Annotated in this window: 26 protein-coding genes; 11 read left to right on the top strand and 15 right to left on the bottom strand. The window is 46.5% G+C overall.

Annotation, left to right across the window (positions count from 1 at the left end; translation table 11 throughout):
- Nucleotides 1-79: 79 nt before the first annotated feature.
- The 3 genes from rbsK to ACO0KW_RS13220 all read right to left on the bottom strand — a co-directional run bounded on the left by rbsK (nucleotide 80) and on the right by ACO0KW_RS13220 (nucleotide 2,983).
- Entirely contained in the window at nucleotides 80-1,000 is a 921-nt protein-coding gene (gene rbsK, locus ACO0KW_RS13230; protein ID WP_423053627.1) for a ribokinase, read from the bottom strand.
- Nucleotides 1,001-1,051: 51 nt separating this feature from the next.
- Complete coding sequence (locus ACO0KW_RS13225; RefSeq protein ID WP_423053625.1) at nucleotides 1,052-1,675, bottom strand: uridine kinase family protein; 624 nt, start codon at nucleotides 1,673-1,675, stop codon at nucleotides 1,052-1,054.
- 585 nt (nucleotides 1,676-2,260) lie between these two features.
- Nucleotides 2,261-2,983: a DUF4395 family protein gene (locus tag ACO0KW_RS13220; protein WP_423053624.1), complete on the bottom strand. Its 723-nt coding sequence runs from the start codon at nucleotides 2,981-2,983 to the stop codon at nucleotides 2,261-2,263.
- A gap of 107 nt (nucleotides 2,984-3,090) precedes the next feature.
- Here ACO0KW_RS13220 and ACO0KW_RS13215 point away from each other — a divergent pair, with 107 nt between their 5' ends.
- Nucleotides 3,091-6,885: a PAS domain S-box protein gene (locus ACO0KW_RS13215; protein WP_423053622.1), complete on the top strand. Its 3,795-nt coding sequence runs from the start codon at nucleotides 3,091-3,093 to the stop codon at nucleotides 6,883-6,885.
- The gene (locus ACO0KW_RS13210) at nucleotides 6,882-7,883 is read left to right on the top strand and encodes an HD domain-containing phosphohydrolase (protein WP_423053621.1); all 1,002 of its coding nucleotides are present in this window, start codon (nucleotides 6,882-6,884) and stop codon (nucleotides 7,881-7,883) included. The genes ACO0KW_RS13215 and ACO0KW_RS13210 overlap by 4 nt, the downstream gene beginning before the upstream one ends.
- A gap of 67 nt (nucleotides 7,884-7,950) precedes the next feature.
- On the opposite strand, the gene ACO0KW_RS13205 is transcribed toward ACO0KW_RS13210, so the two are convergent.
- The 3 genes from ACO0KW_RS13205 to ACO0KW_RS13195 form a co-directional block, all read right to left on the bottom strand.
- The gene (locus tag ACO0KW_RS13205; RefSeq protein WP_423053619.1) at nucleotides 7,951-8,589 is read right to left on the bottom strand and encodes a pyridoxamine 5'-phosphate oxidase family protein; all 639 of its coding nucleotides are present in this window, start codon (nucleotides 8,587-8,589) and stop codon (nucleotides 7,951-7,953) included.
- Between the two features lie 37 nt (nucleotides 8,590-8,626).
- A complete protein-coding gene (locus ACO0KW_RS13200) occupies nucleotides 8,627-8,980 on the bottom strand; it encodes a CZB domain-containing protein (RefSeq protein WP_423053617.1) in 354 nt (117 codons plus the stop codon).
- Between the two features lie 124 nt (nucleotides 8,981-9,104).
- Complete coding sequence (locus tag ACO0KW_RS13195; RefSeq protein WP_423053615.1) at nucleotides 9,105-9,650, bottom strand: carboxymuconolactone decarboxylase family protein; 546 nt, start codon at nucleotides 9,648-9,650, stop codon at nucleotides 9,105-9,107.
- A gap of 199 nt (nucleotides 9,651-9,849) precedes the next feature.
- Between ACO0KW_RS13195 and ACO0KW_RS13190 the strand changes: the two genes are divergently transcribed.
- Nucleotides 9,850-10,152, top strand: coding sequence for a LysR family transcriptional regulator (locus ACO0KW_RS13190; RefSeq protein WP_423053613.1), 303 nt, complete (start codon nucleotides 9,850-9,852; stop codon nucleotides 10,150-10,152).
- A 204-nt stretch (nucleotides 10,153-10,356) separates the two neighbouring features.
- On the opposite strand, the gene ACO0KW_RS13185 is transcribed toward ACO0KW_RS13190, so the two are convergent.
- On the bottom strand, nucleotides 10,357-10,863 hold the full coding sequence (locus ACO0KW_RS13185; RefSeq protein WP_423053611.1) for a DUF4440 domain-containing protein: 507 nt from the start codon (nucleotides 10,861-10,863) through the stop codon (nucleotides 10,357-10,359).
- A gap of 319 nt (nucleotides 10,864-11,182) precedes the next feature.
- Between ACO0KW_RS13185 and ACO0KW_RS13180 the strand changes: the two genes are divergently transcribed.
- The 3 genes from ACO0KW_RS13180 (at nucleotide 11,183) to ACO0KW_RS13170 (ending at nucleotide 14,718) form a co-directional block, all read left to right on the top strand.
- Entirely contained in the window at nucleotides 11,183-11,791 is a 609-nt protein-coding gene (locus tag ACO0KW_RS13180) for a hypothetical protein (RefSeq protein ID WP_423053609.1), read from the top strand.
- 135 nt (nucleotides 11,792-11,926) lie between these two features.
- Complete coding sequence (locus ACO0KW_RS13175; protein ID WP_423053608.1) at nucleotides 11,927-12,955, top strand: nucleoside hydrolase; 1,029 nt, start codon at nucleotides 11,927-11,929, stop codon at nucleotides 12,953-12,955.
- A gap of 140 nt (nucleotides 12,956-13,095) precedes the next feature.
- Nucleotides 13,096-14,718 carry a hypothetical protein gene (locus ACO0KW_RS13170; RefSeq protein WP_423053607.1) on the top strand — a complete coding sequence of 541 codons (1,623 nt, stop codon included), beginning with the start codon at nucleotides 13,096-13,098 and terminating at the stop codon, nucleotides 14,716-14,718.
- A 198-nt stretch (nucleotides 14,719-14,916) separates the two neighbouring features.
- Here the strand turns inward: ACO0KW_RS13170 and ACO0KW_RS13165 are convergent, their stop codons facing one another.
- Nucleotides 14,917-15,885 (bottom strand): NAD(P)-dependent alcohol dehydrogenase, encoded by a 969-nt coding sequence (locus ACO0KW_RS13165; protein WP_423053606.1) that lies wholly within the window; start codon nucleotides 15,883-15,885, stop codon nucleotides 14,917-14,919.
- Nucleotides 15,886-16,025: 140 nt separating this feature from the next.
- Here ACO0KW_RS13165 and ACO0KW_RS13160 point away from each other — a divergent pair, with 140 nt between their 5' ends.
- Complete coding sequence (locus ACO0KW_RS13160; RefSeq protein WP_423053605.1) at nucleotides 16,026-16,412, top strand: hypothetical protein; 387 nt, start codon at nucleotides 16,026-16,028, stop codon at nucleotides 16,410-16,412.
- An 80-nt stretch (nucleotides 16,413-16,492) separates the two neighbouring features.
- Here the strand turns inward: ACO0KW_RS13160 and ACO0KW_RS13155 are convergent, their stop codons facing one another.
- Together ACO0KW_RS13155 and ACO0KW_RS13150 are read right to left on the bottom strand one after the other, a co-directional pair.
- On the bottom strand, nucleotides 16,493-18,157 hold the full coding sequence (locus tag ACO0KW_RS13155) for a hypothetical protein (protein ID WP_423053604.1): 1,665 nt from the start codon (nucleotides 18,155-18,157) through the stop codon (nucleotides 16,493-16,495).
- A gap of 39 nt (nucleotides 18,158-18,196) precedes the next feature.
- Complete coding sequence (locus ACO0KW_RS13150) at nucleotides 18,197-18,826, bottom strand: Vat family streptogramin A O-acetyltransferase (protein ID WP_423053603.1); 630 nt, start codon at nucleotides 18,824-18,826, stop codon at nucleotides 18,197-18,199.
- Between the two features lie 143 nt (nucleotides 18,827-18,969).
- On the opposite strand from ACO0KW_RS13150, the gene ACO0KW_RS13145 reads away from it, so the two are divergent.
- From ACO0KW_RS13145 to ACO0KW_RS13135, 3 genes are all read left to right on the top strand, one after another.
- Complete coding sequence (locus tag ACO0KW_RS13145; RefSeq protein ID WP_423053601.1) at nucleotides 18,970-19,734, top strand: TetR/AcrR family transcriptional regulator C-terminal domain-containing protein; 765 nt, start codon at nucleotides 18,970-18,972, stop codon at nucleotides 19,732-19,734.
- A gap of 196 nt (nucleotides 19,735-19,930) precedes the next feature.
- Nucleotides 19,931-20,767, top strand: coding sequence for an alpha/beta hydrolase family protein (locus ACO0KW_RS13140; protein ID WP_423053600.1), 837 nt, complete (start codon nucleotides 19,931-19,933; stop codon nucleotides 20,765-20,767).
- Between the two features lie 19 nt (nucleotides 20,768-20,786).
- Nucleotides 20,787-21,218: a hypothetical protein gene (locus tag ACO0KW_RS13135; protein ID WP_423053599.1), complete on the top strand. Its 432-nt coding sequence runs from the start codon at nucleotides 20,787-20,789 to the stop codon at nucleotides 21,216-21,218.
- A gap of 5 nt (nucleotides 21,219-21,223) precedes the next feature.
- Here ACO0KW_RS13135 and ACO0KW_RS13130 read toward each other — a convergent pair whose 3' ends face one another.
- The 5 genes from ACO0KW_RS13130 to ACO0KW_RS13110 all read right to left on the bottom strand — a co-directional run bounded on the left by ACO0KW_RS13130 (nucleotide 21,224) and on the right by ACO0KW_RS13110 (nucleotide 24,434).
- Entirely contained in the window at nucleotides 21,224-21,817 is a 594-nt protein-coding gene (locus tag ACO0KW_RS13130) for a class I SAM-dependent methyltransferase (RefSeq protein WP_423053598.1), read from the bottom strand.
- A gap of 151 nt (nucleotides 21,818-21,968) precedes the next feature.
- Nucleotides 21,969-22,319 (bottom strand): hypothetical protein, encoded by a 351-nt coding sequence (locus ACO0KW_RS13125; RefSeq protein WP_423053597.1) that lies wholly within the window; start codon nucleotides 22,317-22,319, stop codon nucleotides 21,969-21,971.
- Between the two features lie 389 nt (nucleotides 22,320-22,708).
- Complete coding sequence (locus tag ACO0KW_RS13120) at nucleotides 22,709-23,167, bottom strand: DUF4085 family protein (protein ID WP_423053595.1); 459 nt, start codon at nucleotides 23,165-23,167, stop codon at nucleotides 22,709-22,711.
- 88 nt (nucleotides 23,168-23,255) lie between these two features.
- Nucleotides 23,256-24,002, bottom strand: coding sequence for a hypothetical protein (locus tag ACO0KW_RS13115; RefSeq protein ID WP_423053593.1), 747 nt, complete (start codon nucleotides 24,000-24,002; stop codon nucleotides 23,256-23,258).
- A gap of 225 nt (nucleotides 24,003-24,227) precedes the next feature.
- The gene (locus tag ACO0KW_RS13110; RefSeq protein WP_423053592.1) at nucleotides 24,228-24,434 is read right to left on the bottom strand and encodes a hypothetical protein; all 207 of its coding nucleotides are present in this window, start codon (nucleotides 24,432-24,434) and stop codon (nucleotides 24,228-24,230) included.
- A gap of 22 nt (nucleotides 24,435-24,456) precedes the next feature.
- Here ACO0KW_RS13110 and ACO0KW_RS13105 point away from each other — a divergent pair, with 22 nt between their 5' ends.
- Nucleotides 24,457-25,497 (top strand): zinc-dependent alcohol dehydrogenase family protein, encoded by a 1,041-nt coding sequence (locus tag ACO0KW_RS13105; RefSeq protein ID WP_423053591.1) that lies wholly within the window; start codon nucleotides 24,457-24,459, stop codon nucleotides 25,495-25,497.
- Nucleotides 25,498-25,532 lie beyond the last annotated feature (35 nt).

The raw sequence follows: 25,532 nt of genomic DNA, 5'->3' as shown, positions 1-25,532 counted from the left end.
ATAGTAAATACGCACAAACGCGAAATTATAAAGGCTTTCACATTTTCCGTATTAGGTAATCCACACTACAGATTCCGTACTACTTTTTACTTAATTGCAGCTCGACCGCTTCCCGCGTGGGAATTGAGGTCTGGGCACCAAATTTTGTCACGGCCAATGCAGCGGCACTTTGTGCCAACATACATGCTGAACGTAAATCTTTTCCTTCGGCGATGGCAACAGCAAAGCTACCAACGAAAGTATCACCCGCCGCGGTGGTATCAACCACCTCAACTTTAAATGCGGGTAAAAAATAGCTGGCATCGGATGCGGCTACCCACATTCCTAGTGCCCCTAAAGTCACTAACACCACACTTGCGCCACGCTGTTGCAATTTTGCAGCAGCAGCGGCAGCACTTTCAACATCCGTCACGCCCAGGCCGCTCAACTCGGCAGCCTCAGTTTCATTTAGCACCAGATAATCGACTTGCGCCAGAATCTGATCACTTAAACTCTGAGCCGGGGCGGGATTGAGTACGACTTTTACATTGGCTTGCTGCGCCGTGTGGAGCGCATGCACGACTGTGTTTAGCGGCGTTTCCAATTGGCATAATAACAGCTTCGCTTGTCCAATAGTGTTGCCAGCACCCGCGATATCGGCCTCATTGAGCAGAGCGTTCGCTCCAGTTGTTAATACAATACAGTTTTGACCCGTATCGTCGAGCAAAATGCCCGCCACGCCAGTGGCCGTATCGGGCATCACGCGTATGTGATCGAGCCTAATGCCATCTTGCGCCAACGCTTGCAAACAGCTCTGGCCATTCACGTCATCACCAACACATGCCACAAAGTGTACATCTGCCCCCATGCGTGCCGCCGCTACAGCCTGATTCGCACCCTTGCCGCCGTGTACCTGATGAAAACTATGTCCCATCAGTGTTTCACCCGGCACTGGCATACGTGGCGTCTTGAAAATCAAGTCCATGTTGACACTTCCAACGACAGCGATCTGCGGCTTCATAGCATCCTTTTCCGTGACATTTTGTTGTTGTCGATCTCGTTATTTACCTATTCATGTAGGTCTGCTAATTTTTGATTGCAAAAATACACTCAACATTTCTAGGCCTTTATCGAAGCCGTGATTATTCGGTATCACCAAATCGGCATTACTACGATGCGGCAGAATGTATTTTTCAAACGCAGGTTGATGATGATTACTCAAACGATAAATCACATCATCCTGATCATAACCACGCTCGACAGCGTCACGCTGTACCCGTCGATAACGGCGATGGTGCTCTTCCGCGTCAATAAATACTTTCAAATCAATAATGTCATACAGCGCAGGATTATGCAGTGCGTATATACCCTCTAACAACACGATAGGCGCAGCCGGAATGTGGAAAATCTTCGGTTCAACTTCGGCATTATTAAAAGTGTATTCTTTGATTTGCAAACTTTGTCCATCACGCAAACGCAGCACATCTTGATAAAATTTGTCGAGATCGAGAGACGAGGGAATATCAAAATTCTCTACGCGATTCTCATCTTGCGATTGCTGATCGATGGACTTGTAATAATTATCTTGCGACAGTAAAGCCACACTGTCCGGCGGCATAGAGGCCAGCAGAGAATTGATGAAGGTGGTTTTACCACTGCCGCTTCCCCCAGTAATGCCTACGAGATATGGTTTCATTGATTGAGTACCTGTACTTATATAAAAAAATCAACTAAACATGAAATTTGTCTAGTTGATCGTAGATGCTTGCCACCACTGTGGCAATTGAACAATGAAAAAAGCGCTGCTAGCCAACGTGGAGCAATCTGCTTTTTTTGCGCTACAACTCGGTTGCAGGTGTCGATTGAAAAATTTTTAACATACAAAATTTAGCGCACCGCACCCCAGAAAATTGTCTTCCGCATAGAAAAATTTCATGAACCAACAACTGCTATCAATTGTTGTTTTTCAAAACTTCTCGCGATTTACATCTCATTACCTACCAACAAAAATACACATAGCGTATATTTTTTATACATTAATTTTTTACAGAAATTTTCACATTAATTTCGCATCGATACGTGAAAACCGACTTGTTGGTAGAAGATGATCTATCGAAATACTTCATTAATATATTTCTTATCTTCTGGGTCAATTTAATGCAGGCCGAAGTATAGCTGTTTTCCTGTTTTCTTTGAATCCACCTTTTATCGGCAGCACTTATCGGCAGCACAATTAGGCAGCACATTTAGGTCGCACTTGTATGCAGCACATAAGCAAAATTCACTTTTCCGATGGAGTAACGGGATTGTTCGCCTGCGAAAAATCCAGTTGCTGACAGGCCTCACAGGGTTCGTCGACCCAGCCGAGGCGCACAGCACCAGCATGCAGCAGACAACCAGCACAAATACCCAGCACCGCTTCCATCCACATAAAGCCCACGCATAACACGACCAACACATTCGGAATCCAGCGTGGCATGTAATTGATCGTAGTCGGCAGCAATGGGTGTCGGCTAAGCGCGTTAATCCATTCTGCAACCGTATCAGGATTAAAAAATATCAGGCAAGTCGTCACCATCGTCGCACCGAACGCCCATGCAAAACGTTTGGGCGCCAAGGGTTTCCACACTGGCGCGTGACGCCGCGAGAAAAAATGGGCGATCCAAATCGTTGGCGAAAAAATCGCCGTGCGCTCAGACATGCCTGCGAGCATTTCGAATAGTGCGTACAACAGCAATTTAGATTGTAAAGAATAGTCAAAGGTACGGCGTATCGCTTCGACTTGATACAAAATCCTTCCTTGCATATCAGTTTCGTAGGTATCTAGTATTGCGTTACCAGTCACTACCCACGAAGAGCCGTACACGGCAGTTAGCAGGGTGTACGCCATGAACAAAGGTATTGCGATCAAGAAACCGGCACGAATTCTCACCGCGGTGTCATTAATCATTGGTTGTGTCGCGCCCGACTCTCGTAACCAGCCATGTAAATAATTCTTAACCATCTCCATACCTTAATTAATGTTCGTTTTACTACCAAGGGGGTTTAATCACATTGTACGTTTGGACGCGCGGTATTTGTTTCACTAAACCACTAGAGAATTCTTGCGAGATGAATGCGAAAAGTCTAGAATTGATTGCCCTGACGCAAGCTTTTCTATCGGTAGCAAGTCCGTTTGCTCACCGCGAAATTGTCACTCAACTCCCTAAAAAGCTCATAATGCGACTCGACCGTTTATTTTTAATTGACAACCAAACACTTCCTTTACTCACTGGCAAGTACGATTACCCGTTGGTCACATTATCGCTGTTCGTCGCGGTGCTTGCGGGCATCATGGCCTTCCAGTTAGCGGAAATGGCTCGCATCGAAAAACGTCCACTTAACCGCCAAATATACCTTTTGTCAGGTGCCTTTGTATTAGGTTCAGGCGTGTGGTCCATGCATTTTATTGGGATGCTCGCATTTAGTGTATGCAGTAGTGCAAGCTATGACTCGATGATTACGCTGCTCTCAATGCTACCAAGTTTCTTAGCGTCGTGGATCGCGCTCCAACTAATCGCTAAGGATAAAGTGACTCGATGGCAACTCATCGTCAGCGGGATATCAGTTGGTGCTGGCATCGGTGTGATGCATTACAGCGGGATGGCTGCAGTCCATGAATCCCTCATATTGCGCTTTGAGCCTTGGACATTTGGTGCATCCATCGCGCTAGCGGTAGTGCTGTCCATACTCGCTCTGTGGCTACGTTTCAAATTAATTGCGCACGAGCGACTTAGCCACAGCCAAATCAACCTGGTCAGTGGCATAGTACTCGGTATTGCGATCTCAGGAATGCATTACACAGGGATGTCAGCAACCCGTTTTTTGAACAACGCCGAATCAGGGATCGGGCCAACATCCAATTTCAATTTAGCGTTATCGATTGCCGGCATCACGGTATTGGCGATATTGGTTACCGTCGCAGGCAACATATTATTGCGATATCGCAGCATCTATCAGCGTATGGTGCAAAATGAAGCCCGTATGCGCACGATCGTCGAGACCGCGGTCGATGGCATCATTACGATCGATAGTAAAGGAATTATTCGTGCATTTAATAGCGCAGCGGAGACGATCTTTGGCTGGGATGCGAATGACGTCATTGGGCAGAACATCCGAACGCTGATGCCAGAACCCCAACGCAGTGAACATGATGGCTATCTACACAATTATTTACGAAGTGGCGAAGCCAAAATTATCGGATCTGGGCGCGAAGTCATCGGTCTACGTAAAGATGGCACTACCTTTCCACTACGACTAGCGCTCGGGGAAGCTGCGATACGAAATGAAACCTTGTTTGTTGGTTTCATCACCGATATCAGCGAGCGCAAGCAAATGGAAGAAGCTTTGCGCAACAGTGAGCAACAATACCGATCGCTCATCAGCAACTTACCGGGCATCGCTTTTCGTTGTCGCTTTGGCGCAGATTGGAATATATTATTTATCAGTCATGCGGTCGAGCGACTCACAGGTTGGTCACCGGATGAGTTCACGTCGGGCAAAAAGACGTTTGCCCAACTATTGCATCCCGAAGATAGCCTCTGGATGGCGAGCAAAATCACCGAAGTGCTCAATGCAGAGCAAGCTTATACAGTTGAATATCGGATTATCGATCGGTCAGGGAAAGAGCATTGGGTTTCTGAGAGCGCCAGTGGAGTGCGGGGTGCTGATGGCGCTATCAAGTGGATTGATGGTGTGATCATTGACATCACCGATAGCAAGCGCCGCAATGCTGAGTTTAAAGGGGTAGTTGATGCGCTTGGCCGATCATTAGCAGTGGTGGAATTTGATCTCAATGGCACCATCATGCATGCCAATCCGACGTTTTTGAATATCACTGGATATCGTCTCGAAGAATTGGTCGGTCATCATCATTCTTTGTTGTGTGCCCCCGAAGAAGCAAACTCCACTGGCTATCTGGAATTCTGGAAAACTTTGCGCCAGGGCGTGTATACCTCAGGCGAATTTCATCGCTTCGGCAAGCAGGGCAAAGAAATCTGGATACATGGCAGCTACAATCCCATTTTTGATCCCGATGGACAGCCGTATAAGATTATTAAGTTTGCCAGCGACCTATCAGAACGCCACGCAATGGAACAAGATTTGCGCGATGCAAAAGCCAAAGCAGAAAACGCAGCGGCAGCCAAAAATACTTTCCTCGCGAATATGAGTCACGAGATTCGCACGCCGATGAATGCGATACTTGGATTCACTGATGTGTTGCTCAGTGAGCCAGTCAGCGACAGACAACGCCGCCATCTAAACACAGTACGAAATTCTGCGCGCTCCCTACTGACTTTATTGAACGATATCCTCGACACTGCCAAGCTCGAGCATGGCGCGGTCGAATTAGAAGTGCGCGATTTCTCATTGCGCGAAGTCTGCATGCAAGTGCTTGCCACTTTGCGCATTAATGCGCAGGCTAAATCGCTGCCATTGATTCTCGACTATCCAGAATCCGCACCAGAATATTTTCAGGGGGATGCTCTAAGGATTCAACAAATACTCTTAAACCTGATCGGCAATGCGATCAAGTTTACCGAGAAAGGGCAAGTTGTTTTACGTCTGAGCATGCAACTCGATCAAGTACATTTGATTGTGCAAGATACGGGGATTGGCATCGCGGCGGATCGCCTGAGCCACATCTTCGATCCGTTCGCACAGGCTGATGCATCGATGAGCAGGCGTTTTGGCGGTACCGGCCTCGGAACCACCATTGCGCGTCAATTAATCGAACTGATGAATGGCCAGATTTGGGTTGAAAGTGAAGTGGGTGTAGGTAGTCAATTTCATGTTGAAATACCGCTTCCAATAGGTAATGCCATGTTCACAAGCGATGAACAAACAGTCATCGCGCTGCCGCCGTTACGCATTTTGGCGGTCGATGACGTGCCGCAGAATCTGGAACTATTGGAGCTCATGCTCGGTCGGCTTGGGCATACTCTCAACACGGCGCGCAATGGCGCGGAAGCGGTCAAAATTTTCACCGATGGCCAATTCGATATTATCTTAATGGACGTGCAAATGCCCGTCATGAATGGGCTGGAAGCGAGTCAAATGATCCGTCTACTAGAGGAGCAAAAAAAACTTGCGCCAACACCGATTATCGCGTTCTCCGCTAGTGTATTAGAAGCCGACGTCAAGGCGGCAAAGCTGGCCGGAATGGATGGTTTTGCACACAAACCTATCGACCTACTGCGCCTGACACAAGAAATCGCACGCTTACTCAATATCGACGTCAAAATTGATACGGCGAACACCAGCCGCAATAGCGCTGCCTACCAACTCAATGGTTCTGTGATTGACTGGGGGCGGGGACAAATTTTATGGGGCAGCGAACAACGTCACCGTGAGGCGATACGTCAGTTCCTCAGCGGGTTTCGAGATGCAGTTCCGCGGATGCGCAACTTATTCGATAAGCCCGAAGAATTGGCGGAGGATATCCATAAGCTAAAAGGTGCTGCCGGCAACCTCGCTCTATCGCGAGTCAGCAACCTCAGCAGTTCTATCGAAAATATCCTTAGTAGTGGCGAACTGACTGAACTCCCGTCACAATTGGATAAACTCGCCGACGAGCTCGTTAATGTCACTGAAACCCTAGGGGAAATCGAACCAGCCAACATGGCTCTAAGTGAAGCAGAAAAACCAGTAGAAGCTTCACGCGTACTACCGCTACTTCAAGACCTAGGCGACGCTCTGGCACATGGCGAGCTAGCTGAAACAGTGCTGGCCAATCTGGCCGATCTCTTGCCTGCGGCTGATTTCAAAGCGCTCGATCAAGTCGTCAATTCATTCGACTTCGACGTGGCCAGAAAAATGGTTGAAGACTTACAACATCACTATCGTCAACAAGGAAACGCCCAATGAAACAAATCGACGAACGTCCCAAAATTCTGATTGTCGATGACGCCCCGACCAATCTGCAAATCCTGCGGCAGGTGCTGCATGAAGATTATCGTCTGCTGTTTGCGCTTGATGGCGAAAAAGCGTTGCGGCTGGCGCAAGATGAATTACCGAACTTGATTTTGCTCGATGTGATGATGCCTGGTTTAACCGGCCTCGACACTTGCAAACTGCTCAAGAACACCCCGCAAACGAAGGCCATTCCGGTGATATTCGTCACAGCTCTGAGCGACGCGAGTGATGAGTCTGCTGGCTTTGATGCAGGTGCGGTAGATTACATCACCAAACCGATCAGTCCAGCGATCGTGCGGGCACGCGTTAAAACACATCTGTCGCTGGTGGGTGTGGACGAATTGCAAAAAACCCGACTACAGATCATTCAATGTCTGGGACGTGCCGCCGAATACCGCGACAACGAAACTGGTTTGCACGTCATCCGCATGAGCCACTATGCCCGCATTCTTGCACTAGCTGCTGGCTTTAGCAAAATATATGCAGAGGAATTATTTAATGCAGCACCGATGCACGACATAGGAAAAATTGGTACACCTGATTCGGTGCTATTAAAGCCGGGAAAGCTAGATCAAGAAGAATGGTCACTCATGCAAAAGCATGTATTGATGGGCGCAGAAATTTTGGGCGAACACGACTCGCCTTTATTGCAAATAGCACGCACCATCGCCCTGCACCATCACGAAAAATATGACGGCAGCGGATATCCGCACCAAATTGTAGGAGATGCCATACCGGTTGAAGCACGTATTGTGGCAATCGCTGATGTGTTTGATGCACTGACCTCAGTACGTCCTTACAAAAAGGCCTGGACGGTCGACGAAGCAGTCGATCTTTTACAGAAAGAAAAAGGCAAACATTTTGATCCTGAACTAGTCGATTTGTTTATCGCACAATTACCTGCGGTGTTAGAAATTATGCGTTTGTATGCAGAAGATACGGTGACATGAATGACATAACAACACGCTGAACCATTGCACCTAGCCAAAACCAATGAACTTTTTTCCGAATGAAGTTTTACGCTTCGCCGGGCAGTTGATCCATTATTTTGATTCGAAGATTCGCTAATTTCCGCTTGAGTCTTTCAATCTCCTGATCTTTTTCGGCCAAGGCCTTTTTGACTTGAACTGCATCGAAACGCACCGGAATATGTTGCGGGCAATTTGCATCCCAAGCACTGACGCGAATCACAATGACTTGCTCAGACTTAACAGGATAATTCTCAGGCACCAAGCTAGCGAGCAATACGGGATCATCTTCAATCACCAAAGCGTCACCCCAAATTTTAATGCGCTGACGATGCGCGTAATCCATCAAGAATAAATGGACTTTGGGGTTTTCAGTGAGATTTCCTTGTGAGATAAATTGCTTATTGCCGCTGAAATCGACAAATGCCAAACGATGTTCGTCCAACACGCGCAAGAAGCCCGCAGGGCCACCGCGATGCTGTATGTAAGGTTGGCCATCGGCATTCACTGTCGCCATATAAAAACTCGTCTGCAATGCGATAAAATCGCGCAGCTGGGCAGTGACGGTCGACTCCCACGAACCGTTCTGCTCCATGCGTGCATAGGCGTGACGCGAGCCTTTACGTGCTTGTAGAGCCTTTACGCTGGAGGTGAACGCCACGTCACTGGTATAGGTAAGCTTTGTCATTTTGCGAAAACTTGTTAGTGGATGAGGCAATGCCGCGTTAAATACCGGCTTCTTTACGTAGGCGCAAAAAAGATACACTGAGCGCACTTGAAGCGTGCGTGTAGGTTGTGCCAGCATTGAGCATACTTTCTGCTAATTCAAACTGCTGCGCATTCACGGCCTTCGCAATCTTGGCGACTTCACGATGAAATACGACATGCTTGTGTACACAATCGCCATGTGCTGGCAAACGTCCATAACTGGCCCTGCCTGCGCCATGCAACCACTGTCCTAATTCACAACAGTCGTCTCGGGATAAAGTGTTCAAGTCGAGTTGTTCATGCTTGGCAATGGCAGTACGGAGTTTGGTTTTCCACTGTGCGTGGGTTTCAACAGCATTATCGAGATTCATGTGAGCTCCTAAGGAATACGGGCAATTTGCGCTAACCTGCGTGGTGTCCAAAGTGGTGGATTATCTTAGGTAGAAATACTACCGCCACAGACCAGGCTAACGAACTTTATATAAACGAAAAAAATTATGCAGCCTTCGCTTGTACCAAAGGGAAATCGATATCTGTATGGGCAACATTATTGACGTAATTGGTTAGAATATTCAACGCCACTGTCACCACGATTTCGAGCACGGCCGCTTGATCAAAACCTGCCAATCGCAAACTTGCCAGCTCAGCATCACTGACCTGACCTCGTGTCTGTGCAACACGCAAAGCAAATTGCAATGCCGCTTCAGTACGCGCATCTTCCGAACGTGCATCGCGTGCTGCCGCGATCTCTGTATCGTGGATACGGGCCACATTACGTCCAAGATAATCATGCGCTGACAAGCAATAATCGCAGCCGTTGAATTCAGCAATCGTAAGCGCAATCCGCTCCCGCAGAGCGACGTTCAGTGATGCTTTCGCAAGTGCACCATTAAGTGATAAATACCCTTCCAGCGCTGCAGGACTTTGCCCTAATAGCTTCATCAGATTTGGCACAATACCTAATTGCTTTTGGACGGCGTCGAGCAAAGGCTTTGCAGCTTCGAACGTGTTTTCAGCAGCGGGAATAGTGATACGGGACATGGTGACTTCCTTAAAAAAAATAAGTCGATTAAATGGGACTTCGCCTTGTTGCTTGCGTTTCTTCATTAGGTTTGGCGAATGTCTGTACTATATTTATTTATTCAAACTTAGAGAATCACCGCTGAACTCAATTCACCATTCCATTAATCGGAACAATGCATATAAATTAATAGAGATTAAAATAAGTTCATGGATAAATTTGATTAGCGTATTGGTCGCTGTGGTCGACACCCAAGGCTTTGCTGCAGCTGCGCACAAACTCAATCTGTCATCACCTGCGGAGATGCGCGCAATGAATGAACTAGAAACCGCATTAGGATTGCGCCTGCTAGCCCGTACTACGCGCACGGTAAAATTGACTGAAGCGGATGAGGGCTATGTGCAAGACTGTCGGCGCATACTGGCAGAATTAGTCGAGGCAGATGAATCCGTCAGCGGTATGCACACGGCGCCGCACGGTCGTATCAACATCACCGCACCAGTGTTATTTAGCAGCGAATAAGTGACGCCGGTGGTTACCGACTATCTGAATCCTTACCCTGAAGTGAGCGCCCGCAACAAGATCGCACCCTCAATAGGGATCGTTATCTATCTCGATAAATGGGCCAAGGAAAAATACTTCTGTAGTGCGTTCACAAACACCCCAGCAAAAACGCCTGATTACCTTCACCGCACTCAGCCGGCTCTCAAGCAGCGATGTGCTAGATTAATTTTTACCGTCTGCATCGACATGTTCGTAACTATAAATGCGTGCGATGTGCCAACTTCCATTTTTAAGCAAGAGCAAATGATTAAAGTAGGCCTTGCCAGCAAGTTTTTCTGACTTGTCGGGTGAGCTTATATAGAACTGGTGTTCGCCAGTCATAATCGCACCGTAAATTTTGTTACCACGGTGTAACGGAAATAATTTCATTGTGTCGGGTATTAACTCCCGTCGTATGCGATCTTTCGATGTGCGCATCTCATTGTTCACACGGGAGAGCGCAGCTTTACCAATCAAACTTCCGCCGCGGTCATGATAAAACTCAACATCTTTTGTCAATAAGCGATTCATGCCAACAGGGTCGGCTCGATTAAAGGCTTCCCAATAACTTTTATCCATCTCCGCTATTTGTCCACGCCAGTCGACATTTTTTTCCGCCGCGATCGCCGGTGCGCTGCCCATCAGTGCAGTGAACAAGAGTGTGCAACCTAGCTTAGTCAATGAACGCATTCGGTATTCCTTTTCATTTTAGTTTGGGTAGCGAGCTTGATAGTCTTACCAACTGAGATGCGCCAGCCTCACAGACGATCCCGCCATTCTTATCCTCCGCCTGCAAGGCATCTTAGCTTACAGGTAAATGACGAGTAAATAGGAATTCGATCCCCTTCAATACATGTAAATAAGTATATTTATTTACAGTATGCCCAGTATCTACCCACAATTAAAGGTATTCGATCGGTCTTTTGTGGAAAAACTGACTGGCACAGACTTTGCTATTTGGGAAATACAAACACTTACTATTTCAACTTCACCGTGAAAGGAATTTATTATGCGCAATGCATCCAACTTCGTATTGGCAGGCTTGTTAGTCTCCTCCAATTTGCTGGGCCTGATTGGTACCAGCCAGTATGCCACTGCACAAACGTCTGCAGCAACAACATCAACTAAAGCACTCTCGTCCAACGCGCAAAAGTATCAACAAATGTGCCAGGCAGCGGGCGGTTATTTTCAAACCGGCACGGTAAACACGCCAGCCAATAGTGACTACCCACAGGTCACAAACTACAAATCTGGAAAAAAACTCAAAGGTATTCCGCTCTCGCATACACATATAGAAATCACGTCAACAATCGACGGCAACGTATATGACGTTGCAATTGATAATGTGTTTGCGAATGATTACAACAAAAATCAATACACGGTTCCCGCTTCATATGCGAAAGGCATAGTCGGTGGCGGAACACTCTATTTATGCAGCGGGAATCCCGCCAAAGTACCGTATTCAGAAAATGAAGGCATCGCCAATTCTGGCTTTGACTGGGTACATACCAATTGCGCGCAAAGCGGATTTTCCAGCACGTTTCAGAACGGTTTTATCTACAACGATAAAAACGTCAATCTGACGAACAACCAAACCTATTGCTACTTGTGGCCTTAAGACAAGTCAGCTTAGTCCTTGATCTATCGATTTAGGGCTCTATAGATCGCAGCACCAGACAGCACTGCACGCAGCCAGATGTGATATCGGCTGTTGGCGTTGCTGCGCCCTCGTTTCTACAAAAAAAGGACAACTATGAAACAACGTACAAAAGTCATCATCGATACCGATGTCGATTTTGACGATTACATGGCGATCGTTTACCTGATGCAAAATCCCGCCGTGGAAGTTATCGCTATTTCGGTCACAGGTTGTGGTGCCGCGCATCTGAACAAAGGCGTCGCCAACGTCGCCAACTTGCTCACATTGTTTGGCAAAGACGCCCTATCCTTGCCCGTGCTACGCGGAGCGAAAGCGCCGATGCGTTATAGCAATGTGTTTCCAGCGGATGTACGCACTGGTGCAGATGATCACTATGCAGCGGAGTTCCCAGCGACTAATCCGACGCCACAGATTCATGATGCACAAACCTGGCTATGTGATTTTTTCTTACACAATGAAGACAAGGTCACGCTCCTTTCAATCGGCGGCGGCACCAATTTTGGTAACCTATTTTTGAGTGCGCAAAGCGATGCAATACTCAAACAAAAAATCCTGTCTGGGTTAGAACAAATTGTCATGATGGGCGGCAATTTGCTACCGCGTTATATTTCTCCCGGCGCGATGGGCAACATAGAACCAACCTTGGGTGACAATATTATTTACCGCAACACCGTCGCCGAATGGAACATCTTTGTCGATCCGCTCGGTGCGCAAACGATGTTTGAATTTGGCGTACCAATTCGCCTGATCGCTCTCAATGCAACGAATGACGTGCCGCTTGATCAATCCTTTGTCGATGACCTGAAAGCCATCGATACACCGCAGGCACAATTCTTGAGCGCAGTACTTGCCTACCCATCCAATGCAGCGGGAATCGGCACTTATCTTTCATTCTGGGACCCGCTTGCAGCTTGCACCATCACGGACCCGTCTTTAGTCACGACCGATATTTACAAGCTCATGGTTTGGCAAGAACTCGACGAGGAAGACGATCAATCCGCGAGTCTCGTAGTCGATCCGTCAAACGGGACACCGATTGAGGTCGCGGTGGCCGCAGCCAAAGATGCAGTCTACGCAGAATTTTTGCGTGTGCTGCGCTTACCGCTTCCAGACACCAAATGAAATCGAAGTGAGAACTAAGTAAGTACGAAATCGACTACACACGAATCGAAGCGAATACGAAGCGAATACGAAGCCGCGTCTTCGTACTTACTTCTTTATAAGCAAGCAAATCAACTAAACAAAAAGGGAGTCTACGAATTATGAAACGTCTCATTCAAGTCAGCATACTTGGGCTGGCCAGCCTATCCGGTCTGGCTTTCGCCGCCAACACATCCGTCCACAAACCCGTCAATACTTGCAGCGGCACTTATCCTAGCTATTGGCAGGACATCGCGCCGAAATTCAACGGCATGTGGCAAGGCCAGGACATCAGCAATGCCCCAACAGGCGCGTATTCTGGCCCTGTGTTTAAATTATCGGATGACTATCCACGTCAACCCGTCGATGACAAAGCGAATCAACCTTGGCGTGCCGCGAAATTTGATGCCATGTTTGATCCTGCGACTAGCCAAGATAAAAAAGCGCAACTAGCCAAAGAATACGCATGGTTGGTGTATAACTACGCGCTGTCAGGTAACGTTAATCAACCAGCACAAACGGATTTTGATGTGTGCGAAAATCCGGTACGCCCTTGGTACCACATTGCGTTTCAAACCTACGATCCACTGAGTGGTCGTGAATTTATTCACGGTCTGACACGTGAAGCGCCAGTGACCTTCTCCATCAAATCGGGTACGGGTACCGCCGCCACGACGATGTGGGCAGTCGCCATTTATAACTCGACCGCAGCGTACACTTTAGGCAAAGTATGGCAAAAGGATGGCACTGCTAAAGTACCGACCGCGAACATCCATTTCGATGAAGGCTCGGTTATCGCTAAACCTTTATTCAATACTGCAACGCTTGATCAATTACCCGTCTTAGCGAATATGCCGCGTTGGAATGCGAATATTTCTGACCCAAGTTTCTGTGCCACGCCCGACAATGCCACCATGGCAGAACAATCACAACTTTGCCCTCGCAATTACGCTAAATGGAACGATGTCAAATTAATGCAATTTGATATTTCGATTGCCGATAGCCGCGCTAAAGCGACAGGTTGGGTGTATGGGACATTTGTCGCCGACGGTCGCCGCAAAGCATCCGTCAAAGATCAATGGCAGCGCGTCAGCTTGCTCGGTTTGATGTGGGGTAACGATACACCGCCGCCAGGTCAATTGGCCTACAATTATCCAAAAGATCCACGCAAAAATGGCTTCAAAGAAGAAGTTATTTTTTGGGATGTTGTCGATGAATTAAATTCCTTCGGCGGCACAGGCACCGTGCAACGCATGGGACATTTGGGTTCGAACCATCGCTTGAACGGCCCTGCCGACAATGCGAATAGCTCTTGCATCTCTTGCCATGGCACTGCATCCGTTCCTGATTCCACGTTCACGACGCCACCATTGTTGGCGCAATTCTCTGGCATGACTAAGCAATCAGTCGCGTTAGTAAATGGTTTAAAGACGCAAGGTCTGGATCGTAGCGGTGCAGTTGCCACAGAAAACAATGGTGTGACATTTTCGGAAATGGACGCGATCTATTTCGCCAACGTTATGGCGAGTACCGCCTTCAACATGACTACCCCTAGCGGCAAAAACGTGATGGGCGAAGGCATACCAGCATATCCAAATACTGCGCAAAAAGCCTGGATCTCACTCGACTACTCTTTGCAGCTATCGATGTCACTAAAGCAGTGGATGCAATGGCAAGCAGATCAAGCCGCACAAACGCCAGCGCAAAACCGCAAGTTTGTTAAAGCCTTGCGCCGCGCTCAGTAATCTGAAGTTTACACATAGTTAGAGATGCCTAGATCAATGAGAGACGCCATGCATGATGGTGTCTCTCATTCAATCCTGATACACAAAAAGTCAAATGCGCACCAAGAATATTTCTGGCTATCAAAGTAGCCATATTTTTGAAGATAGATTTTTTTATTGTTCATGCTGCAGTACATCGCCAAAGAACTTCGACCACCATTATTGCTCACCAATTTGCACGACAACATTCCCGCGTTTTTTCCCTTGCATCACATATGCATAGGCTTCAGCCACTTGATCGAGTGAGTAAATTGTATCTAACACCGGAATATATTTCTCTTCTTCTATTTGCTGTTGAAGGTAGTGTAAACTTTCCTGTATCGCGGCAGGGATCGGAAAGATCACTTTTTTCCGGCTCCAGAATTTGGTCAACAAGGGCAGATAAAGATTCTGGCAAAAACGACCTAGCTCAGAAGAAATATAAATGCCATTGTTTGCAAGCAAAGAGCGGCATTCAAAATAAGAACTACTACCCACCACATCAAAAACAAAATCGTAATGACCCGCGTCTTTGGTGAAATCAGTTTCTGTGTAATCAATCACACTGCTTGCTCCCAGCGTCAGTAAGAGTTCACGGTGTTTGCTCTCACTAACCGCGATCACCTCCGCACCCAAGGCCACACAAAACTGTAACAAGGCAGAGCCTATTGCCCCGCTGGCGCCATTGATTAACACCCTGCTGCCCTGCTCTACGTTCACCTTATTGATGTAGTTGAAAGCGTAATGCGCGCCTTCGATACTCGCTGCTGCCTGCGTATAAGTTAAGTTCTCGGGGATTTGTGCAATTGCCGCACCGGTATTTATCGCCAAGTATTCAGCATGTGCGCTTAAACCTAGATCGTTGAATCCAAACACCCGATCACCTGCCTTATATTTTGTCACTGCGGCGCCAGCTTCAACAACGACACCAGAAAACTCAGTTCCTGGCACCAGGTTTTTGGGTCTTAAAATACCCGTAAATAAACGCATGATAATGGGCGTTGCACTGAGGATCGCGCAGTCGGTACGATTGACCGTACTAGCATTGACCTTCACCACGATGTCATCCTCGGTCGGAACTGGCATTGGCAAATCAACTAATTGCAATTCGGATGGCAAACCATAACGAGGACAAATGCTCGCTTTCATAATTACCTCTCTTCTGAGCAACGCATATCTAAATTTACCCTCGCAAATAGCGTGAAACAAATTTACACTACACGCTGCACGCAAGTTAATATTTATCACAACAATCTATATCAGCAACACACCATATTAAAAGAGATACCGTGCAAAAATTTCGTATTGCCCTCAAATTGATTTTCCTGACCGTGCTGACATCTTGTGATTCACGAACAGAATGGAGCGACGGAAATTATCAAGTGCGTTGGATCGATACGCCTGAATTATCGCTGACCTATCGCAACGCACATGGGCAGATAATGACTCTCATTGATCCAGATATTACAGGTATAGGCGCCAACCAAAAACTGATTGTTGTGCGCCATCGAGTTCATGCGAGTAGTACCGTCTCGTATTTTCTAGTGCACAAACAAACGTTTGAGAAATCACAAATTGCAGAGAGCCCCAGTATTGAACATCTGACCGAGGCAGAGTATCTGAATGCATCAAAAAATTCGGATTGGCCGCGCATCAGTAGTGAGTTCCATTATTAACTATCAACACTAATGTTAACGAAGAAGCTTGATTGCAGACTCTCACTATTAATCTTTAATGTGCTTCAACGCATCCCTGTTTAATTCAGTCGCTGCAATACTTTTTTCATGTCGACCGCGTAAAAATATTTGTGGGGAACATAGGGTGTTTTGCATTCAAGTTCTACATCAGCGCCTGTTGCCAATTGCAAAGTCACTTTTCCGCGCACGCGACAGGCATCAAGGTAGGCTGTTAGGCTCTTCGCATTGCCGAAAATTTTATGCCCCTCAACGCCTACAATTTTCATGTCTTTCCTAAGCCGCTTGCACGCTTTCAAATCATCGACAATCAAACCATCGCTCGCTTCAAAAACACTGCTCTCACCACAATCATCCTGCATCAGGATTCCGAAGGCTTTCTTCATCATGACATCACATTGACTTTGAGTAGGTGAGGTTAGATGGGCTAATTTTGTCGCAGTAAAAAAAGCGTGCCAGACCTCAGCCATCGAGGTGCGGCTCGCAAATAACTGCGGCAGCCATTGCGGGTGACAATCAACTTTATTGCCACATTCGAGCGCATCATAAAAATCAGGACGCTCGCCGCTTTGTATAGCTGCATAAAATTCAGCAAAGTTATCCATCGCGGATGCCATATTTTGGCGGGCAGCCAGCCCAAATACATACGCCGCTAAGCCACAGCGATATTCCAATTGGCGCGTCCCCACGTAGCGCGCGGATAAAGTTTGCCATGCCTTATCTTCTGTTCCTAACAGACAACGATTTAACGCATCACTGAGATCATTTGCAGCCTCGTCTTGATTCATCCAGCCCATTTGTAGTGATGTATACCAACGCAAGTATTCCCCGCCTCCCTCGTGAATCACACGACTGATCGGATAAATATCGACTTCGTCTCTCTTTTGAAAGCGATGACTAAATTCATGAGCAACAAATTTGGTAATCGAGGTATTGGTGCCTGGCGTGACTTGATCTGGCCAGTTAAACAGGCTCAGGCGCAGCACGTTTCCCGCATCCCCATCGAAGCCGATATCGCCCGGATGTTTTACTTTAGCGGCGGCAATGATAGGCATCATGAAGCGCGCTTTGGGCATTGCGCCTTTTAAATAGGCGATCGTTTTTTGCGAAACTTCTCGGATGCGCTCAACGTTCAGCGGCGACAGTCTTGGATCGATATAGCTAAGCACACCCTGTTCTACAACTAAGGACTTAGGCGAAAATAGTACAGGAAAACTGATATCAGTGGACGGCGAGATACGCGCCATCGTGCTAATCTGCTGACCTTCAAAAGCCAAATTAGGCGCGATCATTTCATAACTAATATCACCACAGCGCGTATCGACCTGATAATTGCTAGTGTGTGCATACAAACTATCGCCCATAGGAAATGCAGCAGGATAACCGCTGACTTTATTGGTGTTAGCGGGTACGCTGAAAGTGGCAAGCTGACAGCTAGCAGCGCGAGGCTCGCGTGCCTTCAGGTAGTCGCCGTCCAGCACGAAACAGTCATTCACTGGTTTCCAGTTCGCCCGTATCTGCGCTGCACTCGGACCATCTTTTTCAAACTTGAGCTGCGGGCAATTCGGCGGCAGATGATATTCGACCGTCAGGCCTTGTCCTGCCTCAAAGCGTAACTTGATGTCGACTTGCGCCAACACTTTTGGAGCGGCCATACTGAACAAAGTGGCGAATAACACGCTAAAAAGTAAATGTAAGGTGCCGCTTTTATGCTTACGCAGATACATAATATTTCCCGGTGACCTGAGGGTTGTGGCTGACAGATATCAGGATTGCGCAAGCGCCTGAATATCGTTTGATACAATATTTTTCAAATTCTCTGTGATCTTTTCTACTGACCAATCCCACCAAGCAAGTTCTTGTAGCCGCGCTATTTCAGTTTCGTCAAATCGATACTTCAATACCCGCGCAGGATTACCTCCAACGATTGCATACGGCGGCACATCGCTTACCACCACTGAGCGCGACGACACTATCGCGCCATTGCCGATACGCACACCTGGCATTACCAACGCGTCATAGCCGATCCAGACATCGTTCTCAATAACGGTATCACCTTTAAATGGCAGCTCTCCTGCTGCTGGTGTCACGGCTTCCCACCCACCACCAAAAATCTGAAACGGATAGGTAGAGATACCCGACATCTTATGATTCGCACCATTCATAATAAACTGAACGCCACGTGCGATCGCACAAAATTTACCGATGATTAATTTGTCACCGACAAAAGGAAAGTGATACAACACCGAATCTTCAAAATTTTCAGTCTGTTCAGGATCATCATAATAGGTGTAGTCACCAACAATGATATTCGGGTTCTTGATGACATTTTTTAAATAACATACCTGCTTGAAACCAGGCATAGGATGTTTTTCTTGCGGATTTGGGCCATGCATGATTTGATAACCTCACAAATATGGTACTTGCAAGAGCCGAGACGCTGAGTTGATCAGCATCCCAATTGACTCAGGATCACGTATACTAAAATTCATCCCAAGATTATGTGACTTACACTGTAAGTAAGTCAAGGAGATTTACTTTGCCAACCAAGAAAACAAAGACAAACCCCAAGGCAAGGCCAGAACGAATCCGGCTTTCACGTGAAGCCGTGATTCATGCCGCGATCGAGCTAGCAGGACAAATCGGCATCGAGACGCTATCGATGCGCAAGCTCGCCGAAGCGCTGGGTGTAGAAGCCATGTCTTTGTACAACCATGTGAAGAACAAGGAAGACTTGCTCGATGGCATGGTCGATGCCGTGGTTGCGGAGATGTACATACCCAACACCAACGGCACTTGGCGACAAGAGATTTGCACAGCAACGCTGTCGTCACATGAAGTGCTCATGGCCTACCCGTGGGCGAGCATGCTACTAGTTTCCCGCCCTGCTGTTGGCGCTGCCAAAATGTCACATTTCGATGCGATTCAGGGTTGTTATTGCGATGCCGGTTTCAGCCCGCAAATGGCGGATCAGGTGCGCAATGCAATTGATGGTCACCTGTATGGCTTCACGCTACAGAAATTACTTTATCCGACTGCAGAAGGAGAGTATGCGAAAGCTGCCGCGCAATTCCTACCCATGCTGCCGCAAGACATCTACCCACACTCTTACAATCTAGTACAAACAGTCGCAGAAGGTTTGTACGATGGCAAACACCACTTTGAATTCGGACTCAATCTGCTATTAGATGGCATAGAGAATATTTTGAAATCAGAAAATAAGGCGCGTCGGACTGTCACTAAAGGCACATCGAAAAGTAGCCGTCCCAAAAACACAGGTAACAGCGCAAAACGTCCACGCTAATATTATTCTTGAACGATGAGGCCGCGCGCAGAGTACGGCTCTTCCCAAAGAAATCAAGAGAAAATAGTAAGGACACAAGAATTAAGGTAAGATTATAAACTTACAGTGTAAGTAAAAAAATTGGCGCAACACATCACGTGACCCGCAATCGAATGCGGATGATGAAATAATCTCTACCTTTAAAAGAAGCATCCGCATGAAAAAACTGATCACGCTACTTTGTTCACTCTCACTCGTCTGCGGAATCGCGCAAGCACAAAATTTTGAATTCGAAGTAAAAAAAATCGCATACAAAAATCTCGTTGCCAAACTTTACCTACCTAAAACCAGCGCGAAAGTACCGGTGGTAATCGCCTTTGGTGGCTCAGATCCAAGTTGGGCGCATGCCGATGCCAATGGTGAAATGATGGCGAAGAATGGTATCGCTGTGATTGGCGTAGTCTACTTCAAAATGGCTCCTTCACTACCGCCCACGCTAGATCAAATTCCTATGGAATATTTTATCGATGCGATCAATTATGCAGAAACGGAAGCGCAACTTGATGCCACAAAAATCGGCGTTGTCAGCGGTTCGCGTGGTGCGGAAGCAGGTTTCTTATTGGCGATTTTGGATTCGCGCATTAAATCAGTCGTGATCACGACGCCGAGCAAAGTCGCATGGGGCGGTATGACTTCTGCACGATCGGCGTGGACATATCAGGGCAAGGACATTCCGTCCATGAGCTTACCTGAGATCGAAAACGCCACGCAACTCGAACGCTTTCACAAAGCATTAGCCGACCAAGAGCAAGTACGCAAAGCCATGTTCACCTTTGAAAAAATCAATGGCCCCATCCTCATGATTTCCGCAACAAATGATCAAATTTGGCCATGCACAGCGATGACCAATGACATCGTCGACTACTTAAAACAGAAAAATTTCCGCTACCAAGTGGTGCACAAATCTTACCCAACCGGTCACGGCTTTAGTCGCGAGTCAGCGCCTGAAATCAAGCAAATGATTATCGATCACTTTGTGCAAACGTTGAAATAACGAGAATCTAGCAACAACTATGACAGACCAGCAAGTGAAAAGTAGAAGCCAGCAGTTTATGCTGATTGAGATGATACTGATCCTGACGCCGATAAGTCTGATCAGCATAGCCTGCACACCTTTCGTTGCCATGTTGAGCTTCAGCGTGCCGATACAGTTCGGATTTATCGTACTTGGATTGATGTTTTTCGCATCCGCAATCGCCATCGTAGCGACATGGGTACTATGCATACGCTTCTGGCGCGATGGCAAGGCTGCACTGCAAAATGCGCCGCGCATGTATGGTCGACTCTCTATGCTAGGTGCAGCTGTAGCACTGATCAGTATCATCATGGCGGTAGCCGGAAAGCCATCCGGCTTCTTACTTGGATTACCGCTACTTATACCGTTTGCGCATTTATTCTATGAGATAAATGTGCAGACGCGATCAGGTCCATCATTCGGACTGTAACTTCTTCAAGCTATGTCGCCTATCCGCACCGCATCATAATAATAGTTTTCACCTGCATCGACCAGTTCAGTCGATAAGCGCAAACCCGCAGCATGTAGATCAGTTTCGTAAGCCGAACGCCCTAGCGATTGGGACGGAATGCCGGTCGTCAAATCAACCCAGTTACATGCAGCAACAGGAGCCGTAAATAAAAATCGTCCTCCCGGAACAAGCAGCTTTCCAACGCGATGAATTAGGGCTATTTGCTCAGCCTCACTCAGCAAAAATATCAAACCCACCGCAATCACCGCATCAAATTGCAAGCCAAAAAAATCACTATCCTGCACCTTCGCACATTGGGCAGGTACATCTGGGAAACGCTTGGCGAATTCAGCCAATAAGGTGGAAGAACTATCTATCGCCCAAACCTGCAAATCAGCCTCAGTCAATACACGGGTCACCGGATAACCGGCACCACAAGCGAGCTCTATGACTTTTGCCTTCTTGGGTAAGTTGCTGCACCAGGCCTTAATCACATCCACGCCTATCGTGGATGTGTCACGAGCTCGCATAAATGCTTGAGCATGCGTTTCGTAGGCTGTGGCGGAGTCTGTTGGCATTTTGTGGAATGGAATTTTTAGAGAAATTTAGGTTTAGGAAAGTTAATAGGTAGCCACAAGCCACCATAAGATTTAAATCACACTCCCACGGACTCACTAGATTACTCCGGCCGGAGAATTGAAAATAAAAATCACTGCGCTTATAAAAAAATTAATTAAAAACCTCATTTCCTACCATCCCGACTTTCCCATTAAAGCCAGAATTTTTGACTATTTCCAACACTTCATCAATTCGTTTTTGCTGCGCGTCTTGAGTCGGAATCAACATCATATTTGTTGAATCATCAAAATCTTTAAGCGCATTTTTAAGTTCCAAATTTGTCTGATAAGTGACCTCCTCTGATTTCTCCAACCTAGAATCAGGTCGATACTTTATCGACCGTACAACGTAATTAGTTGGGCTAACAGAAATTTGAACGATAGTAGTTGCTTCGATTTTTTTTGTGCACGCAACAAGTCCTAAAGCACAAAAGATACAGAACAGCTTATGGCGCGATTTCATGAAATGACTAACTCCAAGTTATCTACAACAATGGATACTTTATTGATTCCAAGTTAGGCATCGAATAGTATCTTATACGGAAAATACATTCTCCCCCTCTAAAGTTCCATCCTTTTTTATTGAAATAATGTGGTCAACGTTTGCTTGACTATTAGCTGATACCGATAAAATTCCAAAAATGATGAAGTATTTGAATGTCTTCATAAATGCTACCTGACCAGCTCTAAACCACGTATAAATAATGGATGTAAAAAGAAAAATAACGTCAAAAATTTCTTTCCTCCCAAGGCCAAAATTTGTAGTGCGGCGACTTGAAATTATGGCCGATTAGAGGACCAATGCCTCGTTTCAACACATCGAAATTCATCGTTCGTCCACAATCAACAACTTCAATCACCTTGTTTCCCATCAATCTGTTCCCAAGAAAACTCAAACCCCGAAAACAAAACAATAAACTGCGCACCCGACACAAACAACATACGCATCTCAATTCCTTCAGACATTTTTTCATACTCCCAATAACCAAGATCGCCAAGTTCTTGCTCAACATAGTCTACTTGCGGGAAAACTTGTTCAAATCGTGAAACACTAAGAAACTGCAGCTGATACCGGACAGGAAATTGAAATGCACTATCCCAACCAAGAAATTCCAAATTCAATTTAGCGTCCGCTTGCGAAAACGTGACGCGCTTTATTTCAGCATCGTGCAGAGTATGAAATTCATTGAATTGAACTAATCTTTTTGGGAGTTGATCTTTTATAGATGCGAGGTAAGCGTCGTATTTTACAAACAATTGCTGCGCATTTTCGCAGCCACTTTCCCACCAGTCTTTTGTAAAATATTTCATCAACACTCCGTCTTTTAAGACCAAATAAATGTAAAAACACGGCAAGTAATAAAACTTACGATTGACCAATGGTTTAGTATTCTTCGTTTCAACCTTTCAACATCTCATATTTTTTTACTTCGCAAACTTTAAGTGCTTCCTTAAATACACCAGTATGCAATGTACGTCCAACGATATGGTAGCAACCTCCACCGATGTCTTCCGCATAACCTGCCTGCAAACAATGTTTCAATACAAGCGCCTGATAATTCTGAACAAATTTGTCTGTGCACTCCTTAGATTTTCCGTTCAACTCATTAAATAACTGATGTATTTTCGCATCTTCTTCCTCGGAAATTTTCTCAAATTTAATTCGCGGATCTTCGATCAATTCAATAACTTCAATATCAATCAAACGGTTGATAAAGCTATCACTCGACTTTGACAAAGCTACGCCGAAGTTCATTTTTACGAATTGTTCTGGCTTCACTTCATCAAATAATGTCAACGCAGGTGGACTTCCTGTAAAACCAATATGAATTTCAGCTCCATCAAATGTCTCAATTTCCGCAGAGCGCATTTCTTGATCCTCTTCGTCCATCTCTGCTAACTTGAGTCGACCATGATGTACTTTTAACTGCTGAGCATTAAATGAAGAACCATTCGCTACGAACCATCGTAATGGGTAAAAGATGATGTTATAGACTGGTCTTGAAACATGCTGTTGGAAAAAATTTTCACGTTCATAAGGATAAATAACATAGTGAGAAAATGCGAAAAATAGGCTCGCATACACCACCATTAGTAGAGTTAGCACACCAATCGCATAGACGATTTTATTAATTAAACGCAGCATAAATTTGTAACTTCAAATTGTCGTAATAAGTTCACCAGATTTCGATCTGTTACGCTCTCCATTTAGCGTCATCCTGAAAATCGCAGGCAGGCAGCCAGCGATATGAATTGACTCTTGATGGAAATTTCCCCCTACGTCTATCGTATCTTCTTACAAGGTGTCTAGCCTTCGCCACTTCACGAGCTCCACGTGTTTAAACGCATATTCACCAAGACCTGAGCAAGCTTACCGCATGATGTCGCCACAACGACAAATTGAAATGAGCTTCAGCGGCAATTCTTTGTCAATAAAGTGTTCTAACGCACTGATTGGAGTTCCGCCTGCGTGAATCATGGGCTCTGCAACATACCGCCGTTCTCTATCAATCTGAAAGATCAGGAGTTTGAGGAGTTCAGAATTAGAAACCTCAAATTCACCATTGATGCGGCGCATTTAACCTCGCAGAAAGTGTCTCATGAAAGCATTTATTTACCAAGGCCCAGGCAAGAAATCGTTAGCGCAGCGTCCTCAACCCGTGATCCTCCATCCCGGCGACGCCATCGTAAAAATCAGTAAAACAACGATTTGCGGAACCGATTTACACATCTTAAAGGGGGACGTGCCTAGTTGTGAACCTGGTCGCATTTTGGGACATGAAGGTGTCGGTGTCATTGTCGAAGTAGGAAGCGCGGTCAGTACTTTTAAAGCGGGTGACCACGTTTTAATTTCCTGCATTAGCGCCTGTGGCAAATGTGAGTACTGTCGTAAACTCATGTTCTCGCATTGTACGACGGGTGGGTGGATACTCGGCAACACAATCGATGGCACGCAAGCCGAATTTGTGCGCATTCCTTATGCGGATAATAGTCTGTACCCAATCCCTGTTGGTGCCGATGAAGAAGCGCTGGTCATGCTCAGTGATATCTTGCCGACCGGCTTTGAATGCGGCGTCTTGAACGGCAAAGTACAGCCCGGCAGCACGGTCGCCATAGTCGGCGCGGGCCCCATAGGACTTGCTGCACTATTGACCTCCCAATTTTACTCTCCCGCCGAAATCATCATGATCGATCTCAATCAGAATCGCTTAGACATCGCTAAGCAGTTTGGTGCAAGTGCATGCTTCAATAGCTCGGACGGCAAGGCCACCGAGGCAGTCATGGCGTACACCAAAGGTCGCGGCGTGGATACGGCAATTGAGGCTGTAGGCATACCCGCGAGCTTTGAGCTTTGTGAAAAAATCATAGGCGCGGGTGGCACCATTGCGAATATCGGCGTACATGGAACGAAAGTGGATCTTCATTTAGAAAATCTCTGGGATAAGAACATCACGATCACGACACGATTAGTTGATACCGTCAGCACACCCATGCTTCTAAAATCTCTGGAAGCGAACAAGATAGAACCGCAACGTTTAATTACCCACCATTTTAAGCTAGACCAGATTCTCGACGCCTACGAAACTTTTGCCCATGCTGCAGACACACATGCGCTCAAGGTGATCATCGAGACAGACTAAGCGAAGGTGACTGGCGGCCAGAGTGCCGCTGGTCA

Origin of the sequence: Undibacterium sp. Ji22W, from assembly GCF_049340305.1 — a bacterium.
In the GTDB taxonomy this organism is placed as follows: Bacteria; Pseudomonadota; Gammaproteobacteria; order Burkholderiales; family Burkholderiaceae_D; genus Undibacterium.
This window is presented reverse-complemented; position numbering and strand designations above follow the sequence as displayed.

Coding starts and splice junctions, on each gene's coding strand:
- rbsK (WP_423053627.1), bottom strand. CDS start 1,000: ATGAAGCCGCAGATCGCTGTCGTTGGAAGTGTCAACATGGACTTGATT.
- ACO0KW_RS13225 (WP_423053625.1), bottom strand. CDS start 1,675: ATGAAACCATATCTCGTAGGCATTACTGGGGGAAGCGGCAGTGGTAAA.
- ACO0KW_RS13220 (WP_423053624.1), bottom strand. CDS start 2,983: ATGGTTAAGAATTATTTACATGGCTGGTTACGAGAGTCGGGCGCGACA.
- ACO0KW_RS13215 (WP_423053622.1), top strand. CDS start 3,091: ATGAATGCGAAAAGTCTAGAATTGATTGCCCTGACGCAAGCTTTTCTA.
- ACO0KW_RS13210 (WP_423053621.1), top strand. CDS start 6,882: ATGAAACAAATCGACGAACGTCCCAAAATTCTGATTGTCGATGACGCC.
- ACO0KW_RS13205 (WP_423053619.1), bottom strand. CDS start 8,589: ATGACAAAGCTTACCTATACCAGTGACGTGGCGTTCACCTCCAGCGTA.
- ACO0KW_RS13200 (WP_423053617.1), bottom strand. CDS start 8,980: ATGAATCTCGATAATGCTGTTGAAACCCACGCACAGTGGAAAACCAAA.
- ACO0KW_RS13195 (WP_423053615.1), bottom strand. CDS start 9,650: ATGTCCCGTATCACTATTCCCGCTGCTGAAAACACGTTCGAAGCTGCA.
- ACO0KW_RS13185 (WP_423053611.1), bottom strand. CDS start 10,863: ATGCGTTCATTGACTAAGCTAGGTTGCACACTCTTGTTCACTGCACTG.
- ACO0KW_RS13180 (WP_423053609.1), top strand. CDS start 11,183: ATGCGCAATGCATCCAACTTCGTATTGGCAGGCTTGTTAGTCTCCTCC.
- ACO0KW_RS13175 (WP_423053608.1), top strand. CDS start 11,927: ATGAAACAACGTACAAAAGTCATCATCGATACCGATGTCGATTTTGAC.
- ACO0KW_RS13170 (WP_423053607.1), top strand. CDS start 13,096: ATGAAACGTCTCATTCAAGTCAGCATACTTGGGCTGGCCAGCCTATCC.
- ACO0KW_RS13165 (WP_423053606.1), bottom strand. CDS start 15,885: ATGAAAGCGAGCATTTGTCCTCGTTATGGTTTGCCATCCGAATTGCAA.
- ACO0KW_RS13155 (WP_423053604.1), bottom strand. CDS start 18,157: ATGTATCTGCGTAAGCATAAAAGCGGCACCTTACATTTACTTTTTAGC.
- ACO0KW_RS13150 (WP_423053603.1), bottom strand. CDS start 18,826: ATGCATGGCCCAAATCCGCAAGAAAAACATCCTATGCCTGGTTTCAAG.
- ACO0KW_RS13140 (WP_423053600.1), top strand. CDS start 19,931: ATGAAAAAACTGATCACGCTACTTTGTTCACTCTCACTCGTCTGCGGA.
- ACO0KW_RS13135 (WP_423053599.1), top strand. CDS start 20,787: ATGACAGACCAGCAAGTGAAAAGTAGAAGCCAGCAGTTTATGCTGATT.
- ACO0KW_RS13130 (WP_423053598.1), bottom strand. CDS start 21,817: ATGCCAACAGACTCCGCCACAGCCTACGAAACGCATGCTCAAGCATTT.
- ACO0KW_RS13125 (WP_423053597.1), bottom strand. CDS start 22,319: ATGAAATCGCGCCATAAGCTGTTCTGTATCTTTTGTGCTTTAGGACTT.
- ACO0KW_RS13120 (WP_423053595.1), bottom strand. CDS start 23,167: ATGAAATATTTTACAAAAGACTGGTGGGAAAGTGGCTGCGAAAATGCG.
- ACO0KW_RS13115 (WP_423053593.1), bottom strand. CDS start 24,002: ATGCTGCGTTTAATTAATAAAATCGTCTATGCGATTGGTGTGCTAACT.
- ACO0KW_RS13110 (WP_423053592.1), bottom strand. CDS start 24,434: ATGCGCCGCATCAATGGTGAATTTGAGGTTTCTAATTCTGAACTCCTC.
- ACO0KW_RS13105 (WP_423053591.1), top strand. CDS start 24,457: ATGAAAGCATTTATTTACCAAGGCCCAGGCAAGAAATCGTTAGCGCAG.